Origin of the sequence: Enterovibrio makurazakiensis (assembly GCF_050336585.1) — a bacterium.
In the GTDB taxonomy this organism is placed as follows: Bacteria; Pseudomonadota; Gammaproteobacteria; order Enterobacterales; family Vibrionaceae; genus Enterovibrio; species Enterovibrio gelatinilyticus.
Map to the genome: position 1 here is coordinate 130,815 of NZ_JAKJSE010000017.1, position 23,277 is coordinate 154,091.

The following is a 23,277-nucleotide window of genomic DNA, read 5'->3' on the forward strand; positions in this document are numbered from 1 at the left end:
TTTAGTGTTCCGGTGTTGTCGCATACTCTTTTGTCGCGGGGCTTTCGTCGTTAATAAATGCATGAAAGCCTTTGTTTCTATTCCCGAAAATGCCCAATAGCACCATAAGAGCTGCACTAAAAACGATGACCTGATGCCAGTTCTCTGCGGTTAACAAGCTGCCCACCAACCAAATCCCAGCGGGTACCGCGAGGTTAAGTAGCGCGAAGAAAAGACCAAACAATCGGCCAAGCATGTGCTGAGGGACAGTGCGTTGAAATTGTGAAAGCACGGGAATGTTCTGTACGGTGTTTAAGCAAGCCAACACGACAAACGTTACGGCAAAAAAGCTCGTAATCAGCATGGCATTCGCTTGCTGGGGAAATGGAAATAGCCATACAAGGATGAGAATGGCTTGAGGAATGAGCAGTAAACAGAAATACCGTATCGCTGTTTTTTGAACGGCTTTTTTACTCGCGATCAATGCCCCAATAATGGTTCCAACAGCCATGGCTGCTTCAACAAGTGATAGCTGGAGAGGACTGACCCCCAAAATCTGATAAATGATGAAAGGCATGGCGACCAGCACCAATGGCAGGTAGAGACCATTGAGTAAAATTTCGAATACGAGGAAAAAACGAATAGAGGGGTGCTGCTTAACGTAGTCGAACGCTTCGCGTTGGGCACTGATGTAATCTTTGTTAATCGTCGATTCTTCGCTCTCTTTCTCGGTAAAGCGGAGGTTTAATTGAGCGATCGCGGAAACAAAATATATCGCGCCGGAAATCATGAATATAAGATTCAGCGAAATATTCGCATACATAAGCGCACCTGATATGGGTGCTACGATCCGTGTGACAGCTGAGACGGATTGTACAAGGCCGTTAGCTGATGGTAATGCGTCGGCGGGGAACAACTCGGGTAATGCACTGTTGAATGCAAGAGTGAGTAACGCCTGCACACTCGCAACGCATACGATGTAGAACAGCAATGTATTTAAGTTATCGGCGTAGCTGACGGTTAACACGAAAGCGAGAGCGATAAGGCCAGTACAGAAATCGCATAGGCAAACGACACGCTTTTTGTTCCACTTGTCTACCCAAACACCACTTAGCAAACTAATGACGACCGAGGGGACAAAGGACGCCCCGACAGCCATAGAGAACAACAAAGCTGATTGTGTTGCATCCAGCAGGTACAGGCTTATCGCGAAGGACAGGCTGCCTGTAGCAAACTGGGAGCTAAAAAGGCCACCGGCAACGATAAATCGATTACTTAACACTGCCTGCTCCTGCTAACTGCTTTGTGCTGTACACAAACAGCTTTAAGTACGTACTTAAGACGTTATTCAACTGCTCTTTTTGTAGTCGTCCTGCATCGAAGCTCAATGACAAAGAGGTGTTATCTGAATCCTCTGGAAGTGTCAGTACTAAATCAAACTCTTGTAAGACATCGGAAGACACGTCAGCGTGTTCACCTTTAAGCAAGATGTGCGCTTGAGAGGGTTCGGGCAGTGCAGTGTCATAACCCACCTGTGTCGCTGCCAATTCAACCAGTTTCTTGTTTGTTTCCTCAACCATGTCACCAATGGAGTTCGAATTTGCTAAATCGACGGCAAAAGGTACCAACTGCATACTATTGAGCGCGTAAGTGAAATTGACATTATGTTGCTTATTTAATTGCGCCAGAAGGTAAGCAAAAATGCTCGCTTGACCCGCCAATAAAGACGCAGGGCCATTGGATATGGCAGCGGAAAATACCGCTACTGCGTCTTTTGGATAATTGGCTTTGAGTGTGGTGATCGATCGGCCTGCACTGCGGTGGAACATTGAGTGGGGCAAGGTAGTCGCGGGTAAAGTGACTTTGTTGTTTTGGCCATCAATGAAGTCGCCCAACGCGCGAATTGACGTATGGCTAAATAGGTCGGTGACGCGAACAATATCTGGGAAGTCTGAATCAATGCGACTATGCGCCTGAACGATAAGTAAAGAGTTCGCACCAAGGTCGAAGAAGTTCTCAGTCACACTGACGTCTTTAGCGTCTAACAAGCTCTGCCATATCTCGACAAGTTTTCGCTCGGTCTCAGTTTCGGCATGGATAACGTTTATGCCTGAGGTGACCGAGGATTTCATCGCAAGTAGCTTGTTCTTGTCGGCCTTCCCATTAATGGTGAGTGGAATGCTCTCTAGCTCGGTAAAAGACGCTGGCAGCATATAGGTAGGTAGATGCTGTTCAAGCGCATTTTTATACTCAGAACGCGTTCGTGGTTCAGAGGACACAACGAAGGCACTGATGGAGTTATCTTCTGCGACAACCACTGCTTCAGACACCCCGTCAATGGCAAGCAGTTGATGTTCAATCTCACCAAGCTCAATGCGAAAGCCACGAATTTTCACTTGCTGGTCGCATCGACCTAGATATTCCAATTCACCACTTGCAAGTTGGCGCGCGCGATCTCCTGTTCGGTACAAGGTTTTATCAGGGTTGTAGGGGTCTTGTATGAATCGAGACTGATTTAACTCAGGTCTGTTTAAGTAACCCCTAGAAATTCCAGCACCGCCTACGTACATTTCTCCGGGTACGCCAGTAGGCTGCAACGCCTGACCTTCATCAAGAATATAAATATACAAATCACTGATTGGACTGCCAATCAAGCTCTGCTTTGCATGGTTAATATCGTTTTCAGTCAGCGATTTATAGGTAACATGCACGGTTGTTTCTGTAATTCCGTACATGTTAATCAGCGCAGTATCTTTGAGAGGATATTTTTCAATCCAAGGTTTTAGCGCACCTAAGGTCAGTGCTTCACCACCAAAAATAACAAAACGAAGTGAAAGAGGTTGTTCGACTTTTTTGTCTGCTTCGATGAGCTGATTAAAAGCACTTGGCGTTTGGTTGAGAACCGTGACATTTTCTGAGCTGAGAATTTGTCGGAAATCGCTTGGAGAGCGCGTCACCATTGAAGAGACGATAACCAGCTTCCCACCATTTAGAAGCGCGCCCCATATCTCCCAAACGGAGAAGTCAAATGCAAAGCTGTGGAACAGGGTCCAAACGTCATGCTCGTTGAAGTCAAATTCCGTTGATGTACTGTCAAATAGACGAATCACGTTCTCGTGCGTTACTTGAACACCTTTTGGTAAGCCGGTTGAGCCAGAGGTATAAATGACATAGGCAATCTGGTCCTTCGCGACACAAGATTGGAAGTGCGTAGGAAGATTTTGCAATCTCGCGTGAGTGTCTTCCGCCCTCAACGCCAATGTCGGAACGGATGTTGTCGGTGTATCGAGTTCAGTTGCTTTTAGTACAAGCGAGGCATCGCAGTCCGACAAAATATGCTGAATACGCTGCTCTGGGGAATGAGGGTCTACCGGGACGTATGCAGCGCCAGATTTCAATATGGCCAGAATAGAAATGATCATGTCGAAGCCCGGCTCAGCAATCAACGCAACTTTCTTGTCTATCGAGACACCGTGTTCGACCAAAAGATGTGCAAGCTGACTGGCGGATGCATCCAATGCTTCGTAGCTGATTGTCTGATTGTCGAATGAAACAGCAATATGTTTAGGGAAGCGTCGAACTGTGTCTTCAAAGCGCTGAACGATGGCGTCTTGGCTTCCTACCTCCAACGAACAGGCTTTTCGCAGAGCATCAGATGAGCGTGTTTGCTCTTCTTGAGTTAAAAGGCTGAATGTTGATTGACGTGCATTTGGCTGCTTCAAAACACTGAACAACAATTGTTCAAAGTGCGTTGCCATTTGTTTGATTGTATCTTGGGCAAATAAATCGGCAGCGTAATCCCAATGGAATCTTAAAGAGTTATCCGTTTCTGCTACATCTAAGAGCAGATCGAACTTCGCCACGGATGACGGAACATCATCAGCGGTGATCGTAAGGTTATCGATAGTCGGAAACGAAATATCCTGATTCTGCATCACCATCATAATTTGGAATAAAGGATGGTGGCTGAGGCTTCGTGAAGGCGACAGCTCATCAACAAGCTGTTCAAATGGATATTGCTGATTGGCGTATGCGTTTAAAAGTACCTGTTTGTTCTTTTTCAACTGCTCAGAAAAAGTGCGGGAAGCGTCGATATCAGAACGAAGAACAAGGGTGTTGACGAAAAAACCGATAAGCTCTTCGACACCGGTTTGTTCGCGGTTTGCGATGGGGGTACCCATCACAATGTCTGATTCATTTGAGTACTTGCTAATAAGTAAACTGAATGCGGTTTGAAGCACCATGAAGGCGGTGGAACCTGATTCCTTTGCGTAGGAATACACCGCATCAGTTAAGGACGCCGGCAGTGACCTTGTGTATCGATCTCCACGATAGGTCTGCACTGCAGGTCTTGCCGAATCCAGCGTCAGCGCGTGACATTCGGGTAAGCCATCGAGCGACGTCAGCCAATGGTCTTTTTGACGGGAAAATGCATCACTGTTTTCAAATTCACGCTGCCAGTTTGCATAGTCTGAATATTGGAGCTCAAGCGGTTCTAGGGAGGTAGAATGGCCACTCGTGATATCTCGATAGTGCGCACCAATTTCTTGGGTCAACACACCCAGAGACCATCCATCAGACGCGATGTGATGCATGGTGAGTAGCAGTGTGTGATTGTCATCAGCGACGTTGACAAGCTGGGCTCTCAGAGGTATTTCTTTTGCCAAGTCAAAGGCATAAGTGCTTTCAATTTCCGATAGTGCATTTAGCGCAGCCTGATGTGCTTCGTTATTTAATGTGCTGTGGTTCGTGATGGTGAGTTCAAAACCAAGGTTATTGTGAACAACCGGAGCGACAGTGCCATCATTAGCGGTATAAGCAGTTCGCAGTACATCATGGCGCGCTAAGGTGCGTTGAATCGCTTTTTCTAACGCCATAACATCAAGAACGCCATTGAGTTGAAGTCTTGTATGGATGTTGTAGCGCCCTTTTGTGTGGTCGATCTTGTCGACTAACCACATACGTTGTTGGCCAAAAGAAAGCACCTTTTGTTCTTCAATTGGCTGTTTTGCTATTACCGCGACATCTGTCGGGGAGGCTTGTTCTATCTGTGTTGCCAATGCCTTGATAACTGGGTACGCAAAGATGTCGCTCAATGGTATGGCGATATCCCACTCTTCTCGAATTTTTGCCATGAGTCGGGTGGCAGATAGCGAGTGCCCGCCAATTAAAAAGAAATCATCTTCCCGACCCACTTTATCCCGTTTGAGGATGTGCTCGACGATGTTTGCCAACGTCGCCTCCGTCTGATTGACGGGGGCCACGAAGGTACTGCTGAGCTGAGGAGGAGGGAGTGCTTTTCGGTCAAGCTTTCCGTTTCCGGTCAAAGGCATGTTGTCTAACGGTACAAAAGCCGATGGCACCATGTATGAAGGCAATTGAGTCAACAGATAGTTTCTTAACTCTTGGTTTGAAAGGCTGCGAGAGGGCACCGGTACATACCAAGCAGCGAGCTGAAGTTCGTTGTTCCCGTCTGAATAGGTGCCTACGTGACACGCATTCGTTATTTGTGAGAGAACGGATTCAATTTCCCCCGTTTCAATGCGCTGGCCACGAATTTTCACCTGATGGTCCAGTCGACCCAAATATTCGATGTTGCCACATGCTTTCCAGCGCACCTTGTCTCCGGTTTTGTATAAACGTCCGTCTCCGAACGGGTTACTAATAAACCGTTCTGCAGTAAGGCGTGGTTTGTTGAGGTAACCGCGTGCAAGGTTGTCACCGCCAATATAGAGCTCACCAGCGACACCTATCGGGCAAAGTTGCAGATGCTGATCGAGAACGAGTAGCGTGGTGTTGTCGATAGGCTTCCCGATTGGAATAGCATTCGGGAATTCGGTAGAGACGCAATCGAAATAGGAAACATCAATCGTTGCTTCTGTTGGACCATAAAGATTGTGCAACGTCGCACCAGTCGGTTCATGGACGCGTTTTTGGAAATCGGACGCCTGGGTATAAGTGAGTGCTTCGCCACTGGTAAATACTTGCTTTAGTGAATGAAGCGTCTTTGCGCTAGGCTCTGATCGCGTAGAGAGAAACTCACTTAACATCGATGGCACGAAGTGCATACACGTAATGCCTTGTTCGTCGATCGCTTTGCTTATCAACTGGGGATCTTTTTCTTCGTCTTGTCCGAGGAGGAATAGACGAGCACCGGTAAACGACCACCACACAAGCTCCCAGACTGAAACGTCAAACGTGTAAGGTGTTTTCTGCAAAACGGTGTCGAAATTTGAAATTGGGTAGCGAGATTGCATCCAATCGAGGCGATTTACCAATGCATCATGTTCAATGAGCACACCCTTGGGTTCACCGGTTGAGCCAGATGTATAGATAACGTAAGCAAGGTTTGCAGGCGAATGAAGCCTTTTTGGGTTGGTTTCGCTAAAACCTGACGTATCTAGGGTGTGCAAGTCGATGGAACGACAAGGGGATGCCGACAGAGGGGATGCCCAATGCAAATGCAAAATGGCGTCACTGTCATCAAGAATGTATTGCGTGCGTTTTTCTGGGTTATCAAGGTGAATCGGTAGCCAAGCACCACCTGCTTTTGTGATGGCGAAAAGTGCGACCATCATGTCCAAACTGCGGGGTACTTGAACGGCAACAATTGACTCTGGACCAACGCCCTCCTCTCGCAAATAGTGCGCGAGTCTATTTACCTTTCTGTTGAACGCCGACCAAGTAAGGACGCCATCTTTCGAGGATATTGCAATTGCCCCAGACTGCTCCAGAACCCGTTGCTCAAACCTTTCGATTAGCGGTAACGAGAGTTGTCGATCTACGTAGGTGTCATTAAAGGTTTCTAAGAGTTGCTGCTTCTCGTTTTCTTCGACAAGCATGATGTCTCTTACAAGGGTGTTAGCATCAGAGATAATCTGTCTGATAACAAACTGAAATTGCTGAGCGAGAGATGTAATCGTTTCACGCTTAAATAGCTCTGTGCTGAACTCAATCGTGGCGGTATAGCCATGTGCACTAGAAGGATAGATGTCGAGTTTTAGATCAAGTTTGGCAAAGTGTGATGGCGTGTCGAGCTTCTCAAGTAAGAAGGCGTTTGTCTTCAGTGCCTCAGCCGTTGAAAGTTGGTTGTGAAAAACGAACATGGTATCGAAATAGGGATTTCTGCCAGGCTCGGGTTGAGACCAATGGGACACCATATCGTGATAAGGGAAATCTTGGTTTTGTAACGCTTCAAGAAGTCGTTCTTGTTGACCCTCGAGGAGCTCTTGTACGCTTTGATTGGCCTCACAGCTGAAAGGAATAGGGAGGAAGTTGTTGAACATTCCGACCATTTCCTGCGTTTGGTGATGCGTTCGTCCTGTGCTCAGAATGGATGAGCAGAAATCTGCTTGTTGGCTGTATTTGGCCAAGACAAGATGAAATGCAGTGAAAAACAGGGTGTTGACGCTTACCTTTGCGTTAGAGGTGGTGCGAATTTTCCCAGACACTTCAGCATCAAAATCGAACGTGAACTGCTCTCCCTTAAATGTTCTTTTGTCTGGGCGCGGGAAGTCAGTAATCAAGTCAAGACGCGGTGGGATATCAACAAGCGTGTTTTGCCAGAAATCTTTTTGGTGTTTGATGCGGCTTTGATTTGTGTCGCTTGCTTGCCAAACAGCATAATCGCCAAAGCGTACTTCTGGTTCTACAACTGCATTAGTATTGCCTTCCAATTGATCAAGGAATTGGTTGATCAGTACAAGGATGGACACACCATCGGCGACGATATGGTGGATATCGATAAATATTCGATGCCTATTCTCCAATGCTTGTAAGCCCAATCTCACCAGCTTGCCATCAGTGAGATCAAACGGCTGAACAAAGTCTTTCCAACAATCTTCAAAAGGCATTTCGGCGTCATATTGGCGAGCAGAAAGAGGGGTAACCTTGGCGGTTTGGTGTAACTGGTCAGCATCGTAATGGAAGCGAGAGAAGAGTACAGGATGACGCTGACAAACGCGTTGGAAAGCAACAGAGATTTGCTCTGTTGTTGTTTCGCCCAGCAAGGAGAAAGCGATGGGCATGTTGTACGCTGTGCTGCCAGGTTGCATTTGAGCTTGGGTATACAGACCCGCTTGGATAGAGGTGGCGGGGATAGCGTTGAGCGACGCATTGCGTTCTATATTCCCCAGCGTGTTTTCCTCGCGTTGCGTATCAAGCAAATGGCTCTGCTCTCTAACGGTAGTGCTCGAAAACAAGGTTTTTATGTCGAGTTGTTTACCGAAGTGCTTCTGCATTTGAGCCGATACACGGCTGAAAGCGATAGAATTTGCACCAAAATTAAATACGTCATCGGTCACCGAAAGCGTGGGTTGAACCAACACTTTCTGCCAAATTGCAAGCAGGTTAACTTCGGTCTCCGTTTTTGGCTGCACTGGTTCACCAGACCTTTCTGTTTCCGGCGTCGGGAGCGCGTTAAGATCGACTTTGTTGTTCGCAGTTAGAGGAAGCCTATCGAGACGGATATAGTGTTGAGGCAGCATGTATCGGGGTAAAAACTCAGCCAGCTCAGCAGTGATCTCTTCCTTGCTTGGCATGTCGTTTTGGCACAGGTAGGCGATGATATAGCCGTTGCCTGAATCGTTGCCTTGAACCGCCACATAGACATCAGATGCGCCTGTTACATCAATAAGTTGTGATGCTATTTCGCCGAGTTCAATGCGAAGCCCCCGAATCTTCACTTGGGAGTCTAACCGCGAGTTGAAAATGAGCACGCCATTTTCTGTTTCGACAACTTCATCGCCTGTACGATATGCCCAGTCTTGGGTATGGGGTACGTTTGTGAAACGTTCTTGCGTCAAGTCGGGACGATTTAAATACCCCTTGGCCAGTGCTGGACCACCGATATAAAGCTCTCCCGCTACACCCGGAAGACAGGGTAGCTGGTCAACGTCAAGGACATGGAAAGTAGAATTATTGATGGCCGAGCCAATTGGGATCGTCCCATTGACCAATTGCGTTGACTGGATAGGATACGCGGCAGCAAAAACCGTGGTCTCTGTTGGGCCATACACATGAACAAGTTTATTTGGCCCCAGCTTTCTAAACGCCTTTTTTACATGTGGAACCGAGACTTTTTCCCCACCGAACAGAATCCGATTTACTTGCTCTAAGGCAGAGAGATTGGTGTCAACCAGTGCGTTAAACAACGCTGTAGTGACAAAAAAGATGGAAATATTTTGGTCCGAAATGTAATCGGTCAGCGCATTGAGATCTGACAGTAACGCTTCATCTAAAAGAACGAGCTCTGCACCGTTGCATAAGGTTGTGAAAATATCGAACACCGAACCGTCAAAACCGTAGGAAGAGAGCTGCAATACGCGATCATTTTCCGATATCTCTACGTAGGTGGGAGACGCGGCGAAACCTGCAACGGCACCATGCGGAGTGAGAATACCTTTGGGCTGTCCTGTTGAACCTGAGCTGTAGATGATGTAAGCGGTGTCACTGCTGTCAATGCTAACTGACGGCGCGTCACCTTCCGTGCTCAGAAGGTCGTTGACGTCTGCTACCGAATGAGTGCTCGCGAGTGGTGATTGCCCCGAGACGATACAAAGCTTGGCTCCCGTGTCCTCTATCATGAAAGCAGAACGTTTCTTCGGTAAGTCAGGAAGAATAGGCAGGTAGGCGGCCCCAGCTTTTAGTACACCCCAAATCGCCAAAACCATGTCGGTGCCTCTGGGTAAGCTGATTCCGACAACATCGCCTTTTCGAATCCCCATACTAGCGAGACCGGCGGCGACCTTATTGCTTAATTTATCGAGTTCCTGATAAGTGATGGACTGTTCAGGGTTTGACAGGGCTGTGCGCTCTCCAAAATTATCAACGGCGAGTTTGAGTTGCGTGACCAAGTCGCTGTTGTATTCAGGGCGCGCTATTGTCGAATCAGTCGTGCGTCTTTCAACGGGAGATAAGCTTTTGAGCTGGCGCGTAGGTTCGGACACTGCATTTTCAAGCAGGGTAGAAAAGTGTGCTAAAAAGACGTGGCCAAAACTTGGGTCGAATTTGCCAGATTGAGTAATCAGATTACATTCGTATCCGTTCATCTGGGTGATGGCGAGCGTAAGGTCGAAATCAGTTTCTTCTGTTGTTTCCACCGACTGAATACTGAACCCTGTTCCGTCCGCTATTGTGGTGTCGAGAGGGTAATTTTCAACGACCAACAAACTGTCAAACAGTCTGGCATTTTGAGGGATTGCGGTAAGGGTATGAACGTCCTTTAACGCGACAGAACTGTGTTCATTAATGCCCGCCAATTGCAGCTGAACTTTTTTAACCCAATCAGAAAATGGCATGGTCATTTCCAATTCGGCACAAAAGGGCAGGGTATTGATAAATAACCCTGCCGTATCAGCAATATTGAGCACAGGGAGATTTCTCCCCGACACTGTCGTTGCAAATGTTAGGTTTTTTTGGTTCTGATAGAAGCGCAGGCATAACGAGAACACTGCGTGAAATATTGCTGCCGGAGTAACGCCTTCTTTTTCAGTGAGGGCCTCGATTCGCGCCTGTATTGGGCTCGAAATGGGGAGCACAATTTTATTGTCTGAAACTGAATGGCTTTTGACATCCAGTATCTCTAACGTACGTTTTGGTAACGCTCGATTCACTTCGGCGTTTGATGTTGACGTTTTCCACCAATCAAGGGCTTTATTGGTGTCGGTTTTCTTCCATGCCTCGTGTATATCTTTGGTCGGTGCGGTCTTATCCAGCGTTAATGCATTGTTCTTGTATAGGCCCAGCAGGGATTTTAGAATCAGCGCACTGCTCCAGCCATCAAGAAGAATGTGGTGAAAGCTCAGGACAAGTGTAAAAACATTGGCGTCTTTTTCGATAACACTCAAACGAATAGGATGAGATTGCAAATCCAAACGTGAAGGACTTCTCAGCGTTGAAAGGGTGTTGTCATTCGCTTGTTGGCGCGATATCTGTTCGATATCGAGCGAGCGTTTTTTTAGCACAATTTGAACGGGCTTATCTATCCCTTGCCAACGAAAAACGGTGCGAAGTGCATCGTTGTTTTCTACAACGCGGTTCCACGCAAATTGAAGGCGGTCTATGTCAATGTCGCCACTCACATTTAATCTAAGCTGCTCAAAGTAAACAGGGCTGTCAGGCTCGGAAATATGATGAAAAAGTAAGCCTTCCTGCAAGGGCAAAAGAGGGAGGATGGCTGAGACGTTACTTTTGTCAATTCCTGACATGTTGCTGTTCCTTGTCTTTCTCGAAGTTCGATATCGCGTATAACTGATCTGGCTTTTGTCGTTAAAACAATGCGTCCAAGTCTTCCTGACTTAACTCGGCATCGCCAAAATCAGAAGGCGTGAAATGGATGTCACTTGCTTGTTTTAAGTGCTTGATTAGCAGATCAAGTTCGTTTGCCCATCGTTTTAGAAGTACTTCGCCGTGAGGCGAAGGATTAGAAAAGGCAGTTTTGACCTGTAATACCAAGCCGCCGTCCTGAATCCAGCAATCACATTCGAAGAGTGCCGTCGTTCCGTTTTGTTCATCGCTATCTACACCCGTAGGGGCGAAGTTCAACGAAAGGTTTTCAGATTCTGCACTGATGTTTAACGTGCCCAGGTAGTTAAACCTGCAAGCAGGAATTCCTGAGGATTGTTGTTGGACCTCGCGGGCTAAGTAAGTTAGGCCGGAATGAGGCGCGTTTCTTGTGCCTTCTTTAGCATCACGGATAACGGCATTTGCATCATCAATGGTGCTGAACATAACGGGGTAGATTGCAGTGAACCAACCGACAGAGCGAGACAAATCAATCCCTTCTAACTCTCTACCGTGTGATTCAACCTCGATGCTAAAACGTCTCTGTGAGGTGAGTGGCTTCAACGCCATCGCAAGAGAAGCAAGGAGAAGGTCCTGCTTTTGTGTGTTGAAAACGCCGTGAATATCTCCATCCAACTCTTTTAATGTGTCGGACGGAATAGTCAGTTTTTGGGTCTGTGTAGCGGGTTTATCGCTAATGGGCGGATTTTCTATGTTTAATGGGTAAGCCGTCGCGGCTTCCCAATATTGCTTGTCAGTTTCAGAAGTGGCTTTTAGCGAAGCCGCTAGCAGTGTTTGGTAGTCATGCAGGCTCGCGGACTTCAACGGCAAGGATATGTCTGCCTGGTTCAGCAAACTATTTACCGCAAGCGATAAGTCTTCAAGCACGATTCGCCAAGAAACACCGTCAATAATGAGGTGATGTGCGATCAGCAAAAGCTTGGGTTGTGAACTTGTAACGTAAACCGCTTTGAATAGCCAATCATCATCAAACGAAAAGTCACGCTTCGCGGTTTCGCCAATGGCAACCAGAGTATTTTGGGCTGATTCACTAGCAACAGAGAGGTGAAACTTATTAATCGTCTCTGGGTGCTGATACTGCGCGGAACCCCTATCAAATCGCAATCTGAGCGCATCATGGTGGAGGAGTATATGCTTGAGTGCATTCTCTAAAAGGTCGGGAGTAAGAGAGATAGGCACATCTAACAACACGGATTGGTGATAGTGTTCTGGATTAACAAATTGTTGGTTAAAGAACCACTGCATTGCAGGTGTAAGTGCTACATCACCGTCGAGAGTTTCTTGCGAGTAGTGTCGTTCTGACTCCAGTACTTTCAGTTTTGCCGCCATGGACTGAAAAGTGGGGTTAACGAGAATTTCTCTGGTATCCAGCTCCCACCCGGTACTGCGCAGGTGCGCTACAATTTGCAGTGCTTTGATGGAGTCACCACCCGCACGGAAAAAGTCACTGCTTAATGAAATAGCATTGTGGCTAAGTACCTGCTCCCAAGCGTGCTTAAGCGCAGTTTCCTTTTCGTCAAAGGCTGTTTCGTCGATGGAAGTCAGGTGACTCTCATTGTATTGCTGTGCGATAAGCTCTAGTGCGTTGTTGTCGATTTTGCCATTGGTAGTCAGCGGCATGTGCTCAACACGGATAGCACACTGAGGCACCATGTAATCAGGTAACTCGTCATACAAGGGCGCGAGAAGACTATTTAAATCTTGGTCGGCGGTGTAGAAAGCGACCAATTGCGGTGTTTCAGCCAAGTTGCAAACGCGCACACAGGCGGTGATAACGTCTTTAGTTTGCAAAAGTAACGATTCTACTTCTTCCGTTTCAATTCGATACCCGCGCAGTTGGACTTGGTTTCCTTCTCTACCGACATACACCAGCTCATTCCGCGAATTTTGGTAAGCGATATCGCCAGTTCTGTAGAGTTTTCCTTGGCATGTAAATTGAGGCTGTATAAATGCTGAAGCAGTTTTCTGTGTGTCATTAAAGTAACCTGGCGAAACACCATCACCGCCAATCCAGATCTCACCCGACTTCCCGTTTTCGACTTGATTTCCAGCCTTGTCTAACAGGTAAATAGAAACGTTGTCAGCCGCTTCACCAATTGGCACAGCATGATAGCTGTTGTCTATTGCGTGGTAAGTGTGCGTTATACAGCCAACGACTGTTTCGGTTGGTCCATATTCATTTATGATTTTTGCGTTTTTAAATATGGCTTGAGCACGCTGTGCAAGCGGCGTACTGAGTTGCTCACCCCCAACAATGAAACACGTCAGATGTTCGGTCGGCGTCGCTGCTTGCTCCGCGAGTGTGGTGAGCACATCAAGGTGGGCGGGAGTAAGCTTTAACGTATTGATCGTGCTATCTGAAAGAACGGCAGCGAGTTGGTCGTATAACGAATCTGAAGCGGATAGCACTAATTGTCCGGCGCTACAAAGTGGCGAAAAAAGAGTCGTTACCGTAAGGTCGAAAGAAATGCTCGTGAACAGTGCCATATTCATCGGCATTGCGCTGTTATATCTCTTTGCAAACTGAAGGTAGTTTGCCAGCCCTTGGTTCGTCACCGTGACGCCTTTAGGTTCTCCCGTCGAGCCAGACGTAAAAATGATATAGGCCAAATCATCAGGCATCGCCTGAGACTCAACGTGTGCTGATGTTGATGCCCTAACGTCGGCAACAAGCTCGGAAGTCATGCAGTGTTGGAACTGCTCAAGCAAGTTTGTATTAATACTATCGTTTGGGGGCGTAACAGTTACAACGAGCGAAGGACTGGCTGCCTTGAGGATCTTTTCTTTTCTTCGTAAAGGTAAACTGTCGTCAATGGGCACATAGCAGGCCCCTAGTCTGTTTATTCCTGTTAGTAGCGGCAGCAGCTGGGCTGAGCGCGAACCAATGACAGCAACGATTTGCCCCTTTTTTACGCCCTTTGCGGAGAGTGAATTTGAGATTTGGTGGCTCGTTTCATACACATCCTCATATGTCCAGAAACTCCCGCCATTGACCAAGGCGATGGTGCCAGGATAGGCATTGGCACAATCATCGAGTAATGAACTGATGGTTTGAGATTTGTCATAATCTCGTGTGTTCTCACTCACGGGAACGATATTTCGGCCCTCAAAGAGCACCGCGTTTAATTTGCGACCAGATTGATCCGCCAGAAGATTTAAAGTGGCGACAAAGTCATTAAGCATCACCGACAATGCGTCGTGAGAGAAGAGTGAGCGAGAGCCTTCCAGCATGAGTTGGAGCACTTTGCCAGCCTGATGCTGAACAAAAAGTGTTACGTCGACTTTTGCCCCTCCATTATGAAGCGGAATATGTTCATACCCTTTGTCGATGAACTGTTTTGGAATGGGTTGATATACGAACATCACGTCAAACAACGCGTTCCTGCTCTGTGATGTTGGGCTTTCAGACAGACTGACTACTTCGGAGAACGGGATGAGGTTGTCATGTCGCGCCTTAATATGAAGCTCAAGAGCTCTCAAGTTTTCTTCAGCAGACAGCGAGTAATCCACGTGAGCGTCAACGAGCAGAGAGTCAACAAACATGCCCGGCAATAAAATGGATGAAGGCGTGCGTTGAGTAGCGGGGATGCCGAGAGAAAACTGTGTTTGTCCGCAGTGTTTTGACACCCAGATTTGAAACATATTCTGCAGCAGGTTTTGCAGGCTGGTGCCACTTTTTGCTCCCAGCTTTTCAAATTTTTTGGTGTCGGCTTTATTGAACGACGCGAGTGCTGCGTACCCTTGAAAGTCTTGTTTGGCAGGCCTTTTGGATTGAAGCGGCCAAACAAGGTCTTCTGGTCGTACTTTTGTGGAGGCTTTCCAATAGTTCAGTTTGTTTGGATTGGTTTCTGATTGATAGCGAGCATAGTGAACAAACGCATTCGTGGATTGAGAATTGGGTTTGGTTTGGCCACATATCGTTGATACCCATTCATCAAATAGGTTCGGAAGAGAGAGCCCATCGCAAAGCAAGTGGTGGCAATCAATGATTAAAACTGTCTTTCCGAGATGATAGCCAAAATAGAGGCGTACAAGGCGTTCATCTAAAATCGAAAACGGTTCTGCAACGTTTTCTAATTGTGTCTCGAGAGGAGTATCTTCTCTAAACTCTATCTCTTGACCAATAGCGTGTAGGTTGTTTTTAATGCCGCAAACCCATTGAGGCCGGTCATCTAAAACCTCAATCTTGGCTCCCAACACTTGGTGATGATTGCTGAAAACGGATTTGGCACTCGCGGTTATGACAGAGCGGTTGACATTAGACTCAATGGACACTGCCGCAGTGATGTTGTACGCCGTATGTGTGTCTCGTTGGCATAGGGCAAACATCGCCAACTGGGCTTTTGTTAAGGCGTATGCGCCTTGTGTTTCCTGCACGAAGAGGGGAGCCGCGGCGTCTTTTTGTAAGGCGGTGTCATCAATGGCTTTCGCCATGGTTTCAAGCGTTAAATAGGAATGAAGGTCTGATTGAGGCACTTCTATTCCGAATGTATGAGAAATTCGCTGAAGCAGAAACACTGCATCCAAAGAGTTGCCGCCCTTGGCGAAGAAATTGTCGGATTTGCATACCGAGGAGCAACGAAGTACTTCTTGCCATAAACCTGAAAGTCGATTTTCCGTTTCTGTTAGCGGAGAATCATTGCGTTTCTCACTGACTAAATTCTGAATGTTTGAGGTTATCTGTTCGAATTCGCCCTTTTCGGCGCGTTGTTTTAGTTGAAAACGTTGCAGCTTGCCGCTGGTGGTTTTCGGAATTAACTTAATCGGAATGACCAGATCGGGGAAAATGCCATGTTCAGCTGAAAGCGTTGACTCAATGTGCGTTTTCACCGTTAGAAACGCTTCCAAAGATCCGCGATACTGAACGAAGACAGCCAACTTTGGCATAGCTGTTTCTTCTGAAGGGGTGATTGATACCACCGCGACCGAGCCCAAAGGTGTCAACTCGCTAATGGCTAGCGACTGCTCGAGGTCATGAGGGTAGATATTCTGACCATTTATGATAATAAGATCTTTGCTTCGACCCGTTACATAAAGCTCACCATCTTTTATAAATCCAAGATCTCCGGTTGCTAGCCATCCATCTTCAGAAATAGTATCGGCCGTTTTTTCTGGCGCGTTGAAATACCCGCGAGTGACACTGTCACCTTTGATGTAAATGTCACCAACAGTGAGCTCTTCGCATTGCTCGCTCCCTTTTACGATTCTGATTTCCATGCCAGGGATCGGTGAGCCCAGAGCAACAAAGGAAGCCCCGTTATTGTCTTCTTGGGCTTTTGTGCCCATATGAAGTGTTGCTCTGTCGAGTGTGATGCTTTGCAGGGTTTTTCCCGCTTTGGGAAATGTCACTCCCAGTGTGGCTTCGGCCAGTCCGTAGACGGGAAAAATCACGTTACTTTTGAGGTTAAAGGCACTCAGTTTGCCTAAAAATGCATTGCACAAATCGACATTGATGGGTTCAGCACCGTTAAAAATGAGCCTGACATTATTCAGTTCCCAGTTAGGGGTTTTCTTACTGTTTTCAAGCCGCTTTAGTAGGTAGTGGTAACCGAAATTAGGGGAGGAGAGAACGGTCGCTTTAGCGTCGCTGACATTACGAATCCAACTCAAAGGATCACGAATAAAGCTGGCTGTCGGCATGATGTATTGATCACAACCCACCATCATAGGATTGATGTGAAAACCAATTAGACCCATGTCATGTGTTAATGGCATCCAGCTGAACGTCGTATCAGCTTGCGTTGTCTCAGTCGCTTCAATCGTGGCGATGTTGTTTGTAATGATGTTTTTGTGGCTCAACATAACGCCTTTTGGCAGACCTGTAGAGCCTGAAGAGAACTGAATAAACGCTAAATCGTTTGAGGTTGTGTTTGGTGTATGGATTTTTGGCAGAGTATTGTCACTGTCAATATCGACAGAAAGGAGTTTTGATTGCTGATTTTTGCCAAATAATGTCGTTTCTGAACTGGAGTCCGTGACTGTCCAACTTTCTTCTAAAACGGAAAATATGGCATCAAGTTTTTTGAAATGCGCATCAGTATTGCCATACGCAACAGGGACAGGGATGAAGTCTCCAATGATTGATGCCCAAAAAGCAGTGACGAAATTTTTGTTGTCTTCTAGCTGAAAAACAATTTTCTGTTTCGGCTTAACGCCCAGATGACGCCATGTGCAAGCGAGTTGATTAGCATCGTGCCACAACTGCTTATAACTCAAGAATACTGCGCTGTCTCTATGATGCGAAAAGTAGATACCCTTTCCTTCAATCTTGCTGGCCGTTGCAAGTACATCTCCAAGCGTATCTATATTTGAGTACATCACTTCTTTTCCCTGAACCACATTGACTACTGATTACAACCTTAATAGTGGGAGGGGATTCAAACGCGTTGGTGCCTAATTTTCCAAGCATTCTTTCGGTGAACTGGATTAGGTTCTCGATATTAAATTAAGTTTTGCAAATGTTTCATAATGAGACATTTTGTTAATTATGAGATATAAATTCTTAAATTAGATGTTTTTCAACATACTATGCTGTTTATATTGAGGGGGAATGTTGGCTATTTCTCTGGCGAGTCCAGTGATAAAGGGATTTTTGAGATAACGCGGATAAATCTCACTGAATAAAATGTCGTCAAGTCAGTGAGTTATTCTTATGATATCTCTCGTGATCGTTCCAGTTATTACATAAAGTGGTAATTTATATTGACAGGCTAGAGTGAGTGCTTATAGCTATACCTGTGGTGTAGTAAACGCTGCGTTGAACATGTGGAATATTTTTTTATCGCACGAAAAGTTGCTGTTCGGCACAGCGCTTCATCGACTCCATACTCTCTTAACCAGTCGCATATGTGATTTGTGTCAATAGATGCAGTGTAAACAATAGCCCGAACTGTGGAGTTTCTTTGCTCGGTTAACTAATGCAATTTTCGAACATTCAGGACTCAATGTCTCAATAAATGGATGAGAGTTGGCTATCTTTATCGATGCTTAATAAAATCAAGATACTTTGATGTTTCATTTTTCACGTTCCAATAAAGAACAAACGACAAACGGAAGGGTAGAATGAAGGAAACACAATCAACACTTATTCGTGGTTTTCATATCCTTGAAAAGATTGTGAAAGCAGACAAGCCGCTCTCTAGTGTTTATCTTGCCGAAGAGTTAGATCTTCCAAAACAAACCGTTCACCGGATCGCACAACAGATGGAAGAAGAGGGACTCCTGCAGCGAGAGCCTGATGGCAAGCGTTTCACCGCTGGTCCTCGTTTACGAGATTTAGCCAGAGACACGCTAAAGAATTCCTCCATCAATGTGCACCGCTATACCATTCTTAAAGAGCTGTCTGATGAAATCGGGGAAACCTGCAACCTTACCATTCTGGACGGCTATGAAATTTTATATTTAGAACGTGTCGAAACCAACTGGCCTTATCGTATTCACTTACCTGTCGGTACGCACTATCCGTTACATTGCACGGCATCTGGCAAATTGTTTCTTTCAGACATGAAACCGACCGCACGTAAACGTCTTCTCAAAAGCATGAACCTCACGCGTGAAACGGCGCAAACCATCACTGATATCGATCAGTTAGAAACCCATTTGGCGAAAATCGCCGAAGATGGGGTCGGTATGGATTCAGGAGAGTTTCTTGATGATATGGTCGCGCTTGCTGTTCCTGTGATTGATAACGATAACCGTGTTGCGTTTACCGTGGCAGTGCATGCGCCTTCTGCTCGAAAAACGCCGGAAGAACTTAGACAGTATTTACCGCTGTTGCGTCGCGCTGCTCAGCGTTTGGCGGTGGCTGAATTCGGTATCACCGACGAGTAAGCAGCAAAGGCGATTTGATCGCCAATTGCTGTGTTTTTAAGGCGTGATTCTCAATATCTAATGTGGGATAGCGTTGTCTTCCAAAATCATGTCTGATGCCTTTTCGGCGATCATAATGGTGGGTGCATTGGTGTTGCCAGAGGCGATCTCCGGCATGATCGATGCGTCTACCACACGCAAATTCTTCACTCCATAAACCTGTAGTCTTGGGTTCACGACGGCCATGTCATCAATGCCCATTTTGCAGGTGCTTGTCGGGTGATATATGGTTTGGCTGTATTCTCTCGCCGCGACCAGCAATTCTTCATCGGTTTGGTATTTCTCTCCAGGTACATATTCACTCAAAATATGCTCAGAAAGCGGTGGCGTGCTGGCGATATTTCGCGCCACTTTTATCGCATTGATGATCACGGTTTGGTCGCGTTCGTCCGAAAGGTAGCGGGGCTGAATGGCAGGGTGCGCAAGGGGATCCGTAGAAGTGATTTTTACACTTCCTCGGCTGTAAGGGCGAAGTTGACACACTGATGCAGTAAACGCAGAAAATGGGTGTACGCCATCTCCAGGCTTATCCGCACTGAGCGGTTGCATGTGAAATTGAATATCTGGCCGCGTCAAATGGGAAGAAGATTGAGTGAAAATGGTCACTTGGCTTGCGGCCAATGTCAGAGGGCCGGTCCGCGTAAAGAGATATTGCAGCCCTACCATGGCACGTTTAACGAGGCTGTTTAATTCATCATTAAGCGTACGTTCGCTGGTTTTAAACACCAATCTTACTTGCAGGTGATCTTGCAAGTTTTCACCGACGCCCGGCAGGTCATGTAAAACAGGGATATTGAGCTCTTTGAGCAGAGAAGCAGGGCCAATGCCTGAGAGTTGAAGTAACTGCGGCGAACCAATGGCACCCGCGCTTAAAATGACTTCGCGACTTGCCATAATTTGCCGTTTAACCTTGTCTTTGATCACTTCAACACCGACGGCGGTTTTGTCTTCAAACAACACTTTTGAGACATGGTGATGAGTGAGAATATCCAGGTTTTCTCGTTGTTTAGCGGGGCGTAAAAAGGATTTTGCCGTACTCCAACGAAAACCCTTATACGCTGTCTGTTGGAAGTAACCCACGCCTTCTTGAACGTCACCATTGCAATCAGGATTGTAGGGGATGCCTAGCTTGATCGCTGAGTTAATAAAATGGTCAGCAATGGGGCGACGTAATCGTAAATCACTGACTTTTTGCGGACCGTTTACGCCGTGATAATCATCCGAGCCGCGTTCTTGGTCTTCTGATTTTTTAAAGTAGGGTAGAACTTCTTGATAAGACCAGCCTTGGTTCCCCAACGCTGCCCAATGGTCGTAATCTTCCGCTTGCCCGCGAACATACAACAAACCATTGAGTGCGCTAGAGCCCCCAAGCACTTTTCCTCTTGGCCATTGTAATTGGCGTGAATTAATACCGAGATCAGGCTCGGTGACATAACACCAATCTGTTTTTGGGTTATGCATCGTTTTGAAATATCCAACCGGTATATGCAACCAAGGATTGTTGTCTTTCCCGCCAGCTTCTATCAAAAGTACCCGAATGGAAGGGTTTTCGGACAGCCTGTTGGCGAGTACGCACCCTGCTGATCCCGCACCGACCACGATAAAATCGTAATGATTTGAAGATAATCCCATCTTTTTTCCTTCTCCCTGTTTGCTAGTAGATGTCATGAATTCAAGGCGACATCCTCTTGACTCAATCCAAACTTGGAAATTCTCAAACATTAAAATATGAGACTAGTTATCTCGATTTTCATAGTCAAGGCTTGAATTTTGGTTTTTCTATGCCATAAATGGAATGGTCCGGTTCGAAAATTAACCAGCCATTAACATTTCGGTGGTTGGAGAATGATGACGAACGTAGGGCAAATCTATCGACTGAACGTTGGATTGCTTGGATTACAGAGCGCGATGAGTGAACACAGACCGCTCTGTTTGAGAACGCAAATGTCGGCATGCCAGCGTAAACGTTTGAGCGAAAGCCAACACAAAGGAGTGCGAGCATGAGCAAAAATCGGGAGATACTCACGAGAAGGGACTTTATGAAGGTGTCCGCCCATTTTGGGATGACATCAACCCTGATCGCCGCGGGTACATTGGGAGTAGGAGCCACCGTATCTACGCTGGCGAGAGCCGCCGAGAATACCCAAAACGAACGCTATTCTGCACCGCCAAAATTCCAATTGAAATTTGGTGCGTCAGGTTTTAACGAGAAAAACCTCGATATTCAAAAATCGGCACAGCTTTTTTTCGCCAGAGACCTTGAACAACGAACAAACGGCGCGATTCGCGTTGAGTTTATTGGTAGTAACCAAATCTGTGGACAAACCAACTGTGTGAAAAAAACACAGCAGGGCATTGTCGACATGTATTCGGCGTCGACCCAAAACTCCGCAGGGGGCGCACCGTATCTCAATGTGCTGGATTACGCTTACATGTTCCCATCCCGCGCGTCTCAATTTCATTTTTTCTACAGTAAGAAAAGCGAACCGTTATTTAGAGAGCCCCTCCGCCAGCGTCATAAATTGCAATTCTTGTTTACTCACTGCGAGTTACGAGGCATTCAACTTGGCTTGAAATGGAAAGATAAGCCATTAGTGACGTCCATCGATCAACTTGCTGGGACAAAAAACCGCGTTACGGGAACGCAACTCGGGCGCATTGCCATGCAGTTGATGAACCTCAACCCTGTCCCAATTGCTTGGGAAGAAACGTTGGATGGCTTGAAGCAGGGCCTGATCGACGGTGCTGAAACATGGATGGGTGCGGTGGCGTATGCCGGTATGGCACCCGTGGTATCGCAATGTGTTGATCTCAAGTTCTTCTCTGGTACGGAGCACACGGCAATGAGTTTGCCTGTGTTCGATAAGCTGGGCTCAGATCTTCAAGACGATGTGATGGAATCTGCGTATGTTGCGCAAATCTTCACGCAAGGCATGAATGAAGCCGCGCTTACTGACATTGTCGGAGCGACAAACCCACCACGACCGGGCACCATTTTCGCGGAAAACAACACCCGTGTTGCGACTTTGTCTGACGCTGAACTGCGTAAGGCCGAGGAAATGTGTTCGCCAGAGTTCAATCCAGAACCTTGGGAACAATGGCGCGATCGCTTGAACAAGTGGTCGGGTGGTCACGATACCTACCAAGAAATCTACGACATAGCGCGAGAAATTCCTCGCGACACGCAAGTTGTCAATGTGCCACCACAACGCTGGTGGACGAGCTAAATATCGTCGTGCAGTGCCTGTTTGCTGATGTGAAAACGCATCCGCAAACGGGCCTGCGCGTATCTTTATTCAATGATCTGTGAGGTCAGCATGAAACCGCTACATACCTTGCTCAAATGGTTAGATGAAAACACGGAAAAGGTCATCATCTTGATCACCTATTCAAGTATGGCTGGCATTATTTTCGTAGAGGTTGTTCGGCGGTTTTTGTTCAACCAACAAGTGCCATGGAGCACCACGGTGCCCGTGCTACTTTTCCTCTGGGTAACCTGGTTCGGTGCCTCATACAACATAAAGAAACGCACACATTTAGCCTTAACAGAAATTCGTGCGCGGCTTTCTTATCGTCTTCAATTTTGCTGTCTGGTGTTAGATGCGGTGCTTTGGATCGCCTTCGCTGGCATCGTGATTTATCACGCCACCAATCAAACCTATATCGCTTACGACAACTTCGCGATTGTGGGGGGAACGGATGATGTCATGGAGTGGTGGTTCTATCTTGCAACACCGCTTGCGTGGGTACTTATCGTGATCCGCGTGCTGCAAAACTTAGCCAAAGACATTAAGCAATATCAGCGTAAAGAGCCGTTTGTGCTTCAAGCGTCGTTACTGGATTAGGAGCAGAATATGGAAGACGGCACACTTATTACGCTGATCTCTCTTGGCGTAACACTGCTTTTTATTATCGGCGTTCCCATTTTTCTCGTGATTGGTTTTTGGGTTGTTGGTTGTAGCTTGGTCATTGATTTTACCCTTGCCAACATTGGCGTGACCTTGTTTGAAGGCTTGAATTTCTTTGGCTTATTGGCGCTGCCGCTGTTCATTATGACGGGGGATTTGATCAACGCTGCTGGCATTGCCAAACGCATGTCAGATTTTGCTTACTCTATATTAGGGC

At 46.7% G+C, this 23,277-nt stretch carries 8 protein-coding genes; 4 read left to right on the forward strand and 4 right to left on the reverse strand.

Annotated features, from left to right (window positions below):
* Position 1: 1 nt before the first annotated feature.
* The 3 genes from L4D06_RS13965 to L4D06_RS13975 form a co-directional block, all read right to left on the reverse strand.
* Complete coding sequence (locus L4D06_RS13965; RefSeq protein WP_429740042.1) at positions 2-1,261, reverse strand: MFS transporter; 1,260 nt, start codon at positions 1,259-1,261, stop codon at positions 2-4.
* A complete protein-coding gene (locus L4D06_RS13970; protein ID WP_429740044.1) occupies positions 1,251-11,186 on the reverse strand; it encodes a non-ribosomal peptide synthetase in 9,936 nt (3,311 codons plus the stop codon). Before L4D06_RS13970 ends, L4D06_RS13965 begins: the two co-directional genes overlap by 11 nt.
* 61 nt (positions 11,187-11,247) lie before the next feature.
* Entirely contained in the window at positions 11,248-17,601 is a 6,354-nt protein-coding gene (locus tag L4D06_RS13975) for an amino acid adenylation domain-containing protein (protein ID WP_429740046.1), read from the reverse strand.
* 744 nt (positions 17,602-18,345) lie between these two features.
* Between L4D06_RS13975 and L4D06_RS13980 the strand changes: the two genes are divergently transcribed.
* A complete protein-coding gene (locus L4D06_RS13980) occupies positions 18,346-19,113 on the forward strand; it encodes an IclR family transcriptional regulator (protein ID WP_429740048.1) in 768 nt (255 codons plus the stop codon).
* A 57-nt stretch (positions 19,114-19,170) separates the two neighbouring features.
* On the opposite strand, the gene L4D06_RS13985 is transcribed toward L4D06_RS13980, so the two are convergent.
* The gene (locus L4D06_RS13985) at positions 19,171-20,784 is read right to left on the reverse strand and encodes a GMC family oxidoreductase (RefSeq protein WP_429740049.1); all 1,614 of its coding nucleotides are present in this window, start codon (positions 20,782-20,784) and stop codon (positions 19,171-19,173) included.
* A gap of 431 nt (positions 20,785-21,215) precedes the next feature.
* Here L4D06_RS13985 and L4D06_RS13990 point away from each other — a divergent pair, with 431 nt between their 5' ends.
* The 3 genes from L4D06_RS13990 to L4D06_RS14000 all read left to right on the forward strand — a co-directional run.
* Positions 21,216-22,379, forward strand: coding sequence for a TRAP transporter substrate-binding protein (locus L4D06_RS13990; RefSeq protein ID WP_337992911.1), 1,164 nt, complete (start codon positions 21,216-21,218; stop codon positions 22,377-22,379).
* Between the two features lie 90 nt (positions 22,380-22,469).
* Complete coding sequence (locus L4D06_RS13995) at positions 22,470-22,997, forward strand: TRAP transporter small permease (RefSeq protein WP_017010819.1); 528 nt, start codon at positions 22,470-22,472, stop codon at positions 22,995-22,997.
* Between the two features lie 9 nt (positions 22,998-23,006).
* Positions 23,007-23,277: TRAP transporter large permease subunit (locus L4D06_RS14000; RefSeq protein ID WP_429740051.1), on the forward strand; the 271-nt coding region annotated here is incomplete at its 3' end.

What these genes read in the sequence shown, in the direction of transcription:
- L4D06_RS13970 (WP_429740044.1), bottom strand. Translation starts at nt 11,186, where the DNA reads ATGTCAGGAATTGACAAAAGTAACGTCTCAGCCATCCTCCCTCTTTTG.
- L4D06_RS13975 (WP_429740046.1), bottom strand. Translation starts at nt 17,601, where the DNA reads ATGTACTCAAATATAGATACGCTTGGAGATGTACTTGCAACGGCCAGC.
- L4D06_RS13980 (WP_429740048.1), top strand. Translation starts at nt 18,346, where the DNA reads ATGAAGGAAACACAATCAACACTTATTCGTGGTTTTCATATCCTTGAA.
- L4D06_RS13985 (WP_429740049.1), bottom strand. Translation starts at nt 20,784, where the DNA reads ATGGGATTATCTTCAAATCATTACGATTTTATCGTGGTCGGTGCGGGA.
- L4D06_RS13990 (WP_337992911.1), top strand. Translation starts at nt 21,216, where the DNA reads ATGACATCAACCCTGATCGCCGCGGGTACATTGGGAGTAGGAGCCACC.
- L4D06_RS13995 (WP_017010819.1), top strand. Translation starts at nt 22,470, where the DNA reads ATGAAACCGCTACATACCTTGCTCAAATGGTTAGATGAAAACACGGAA.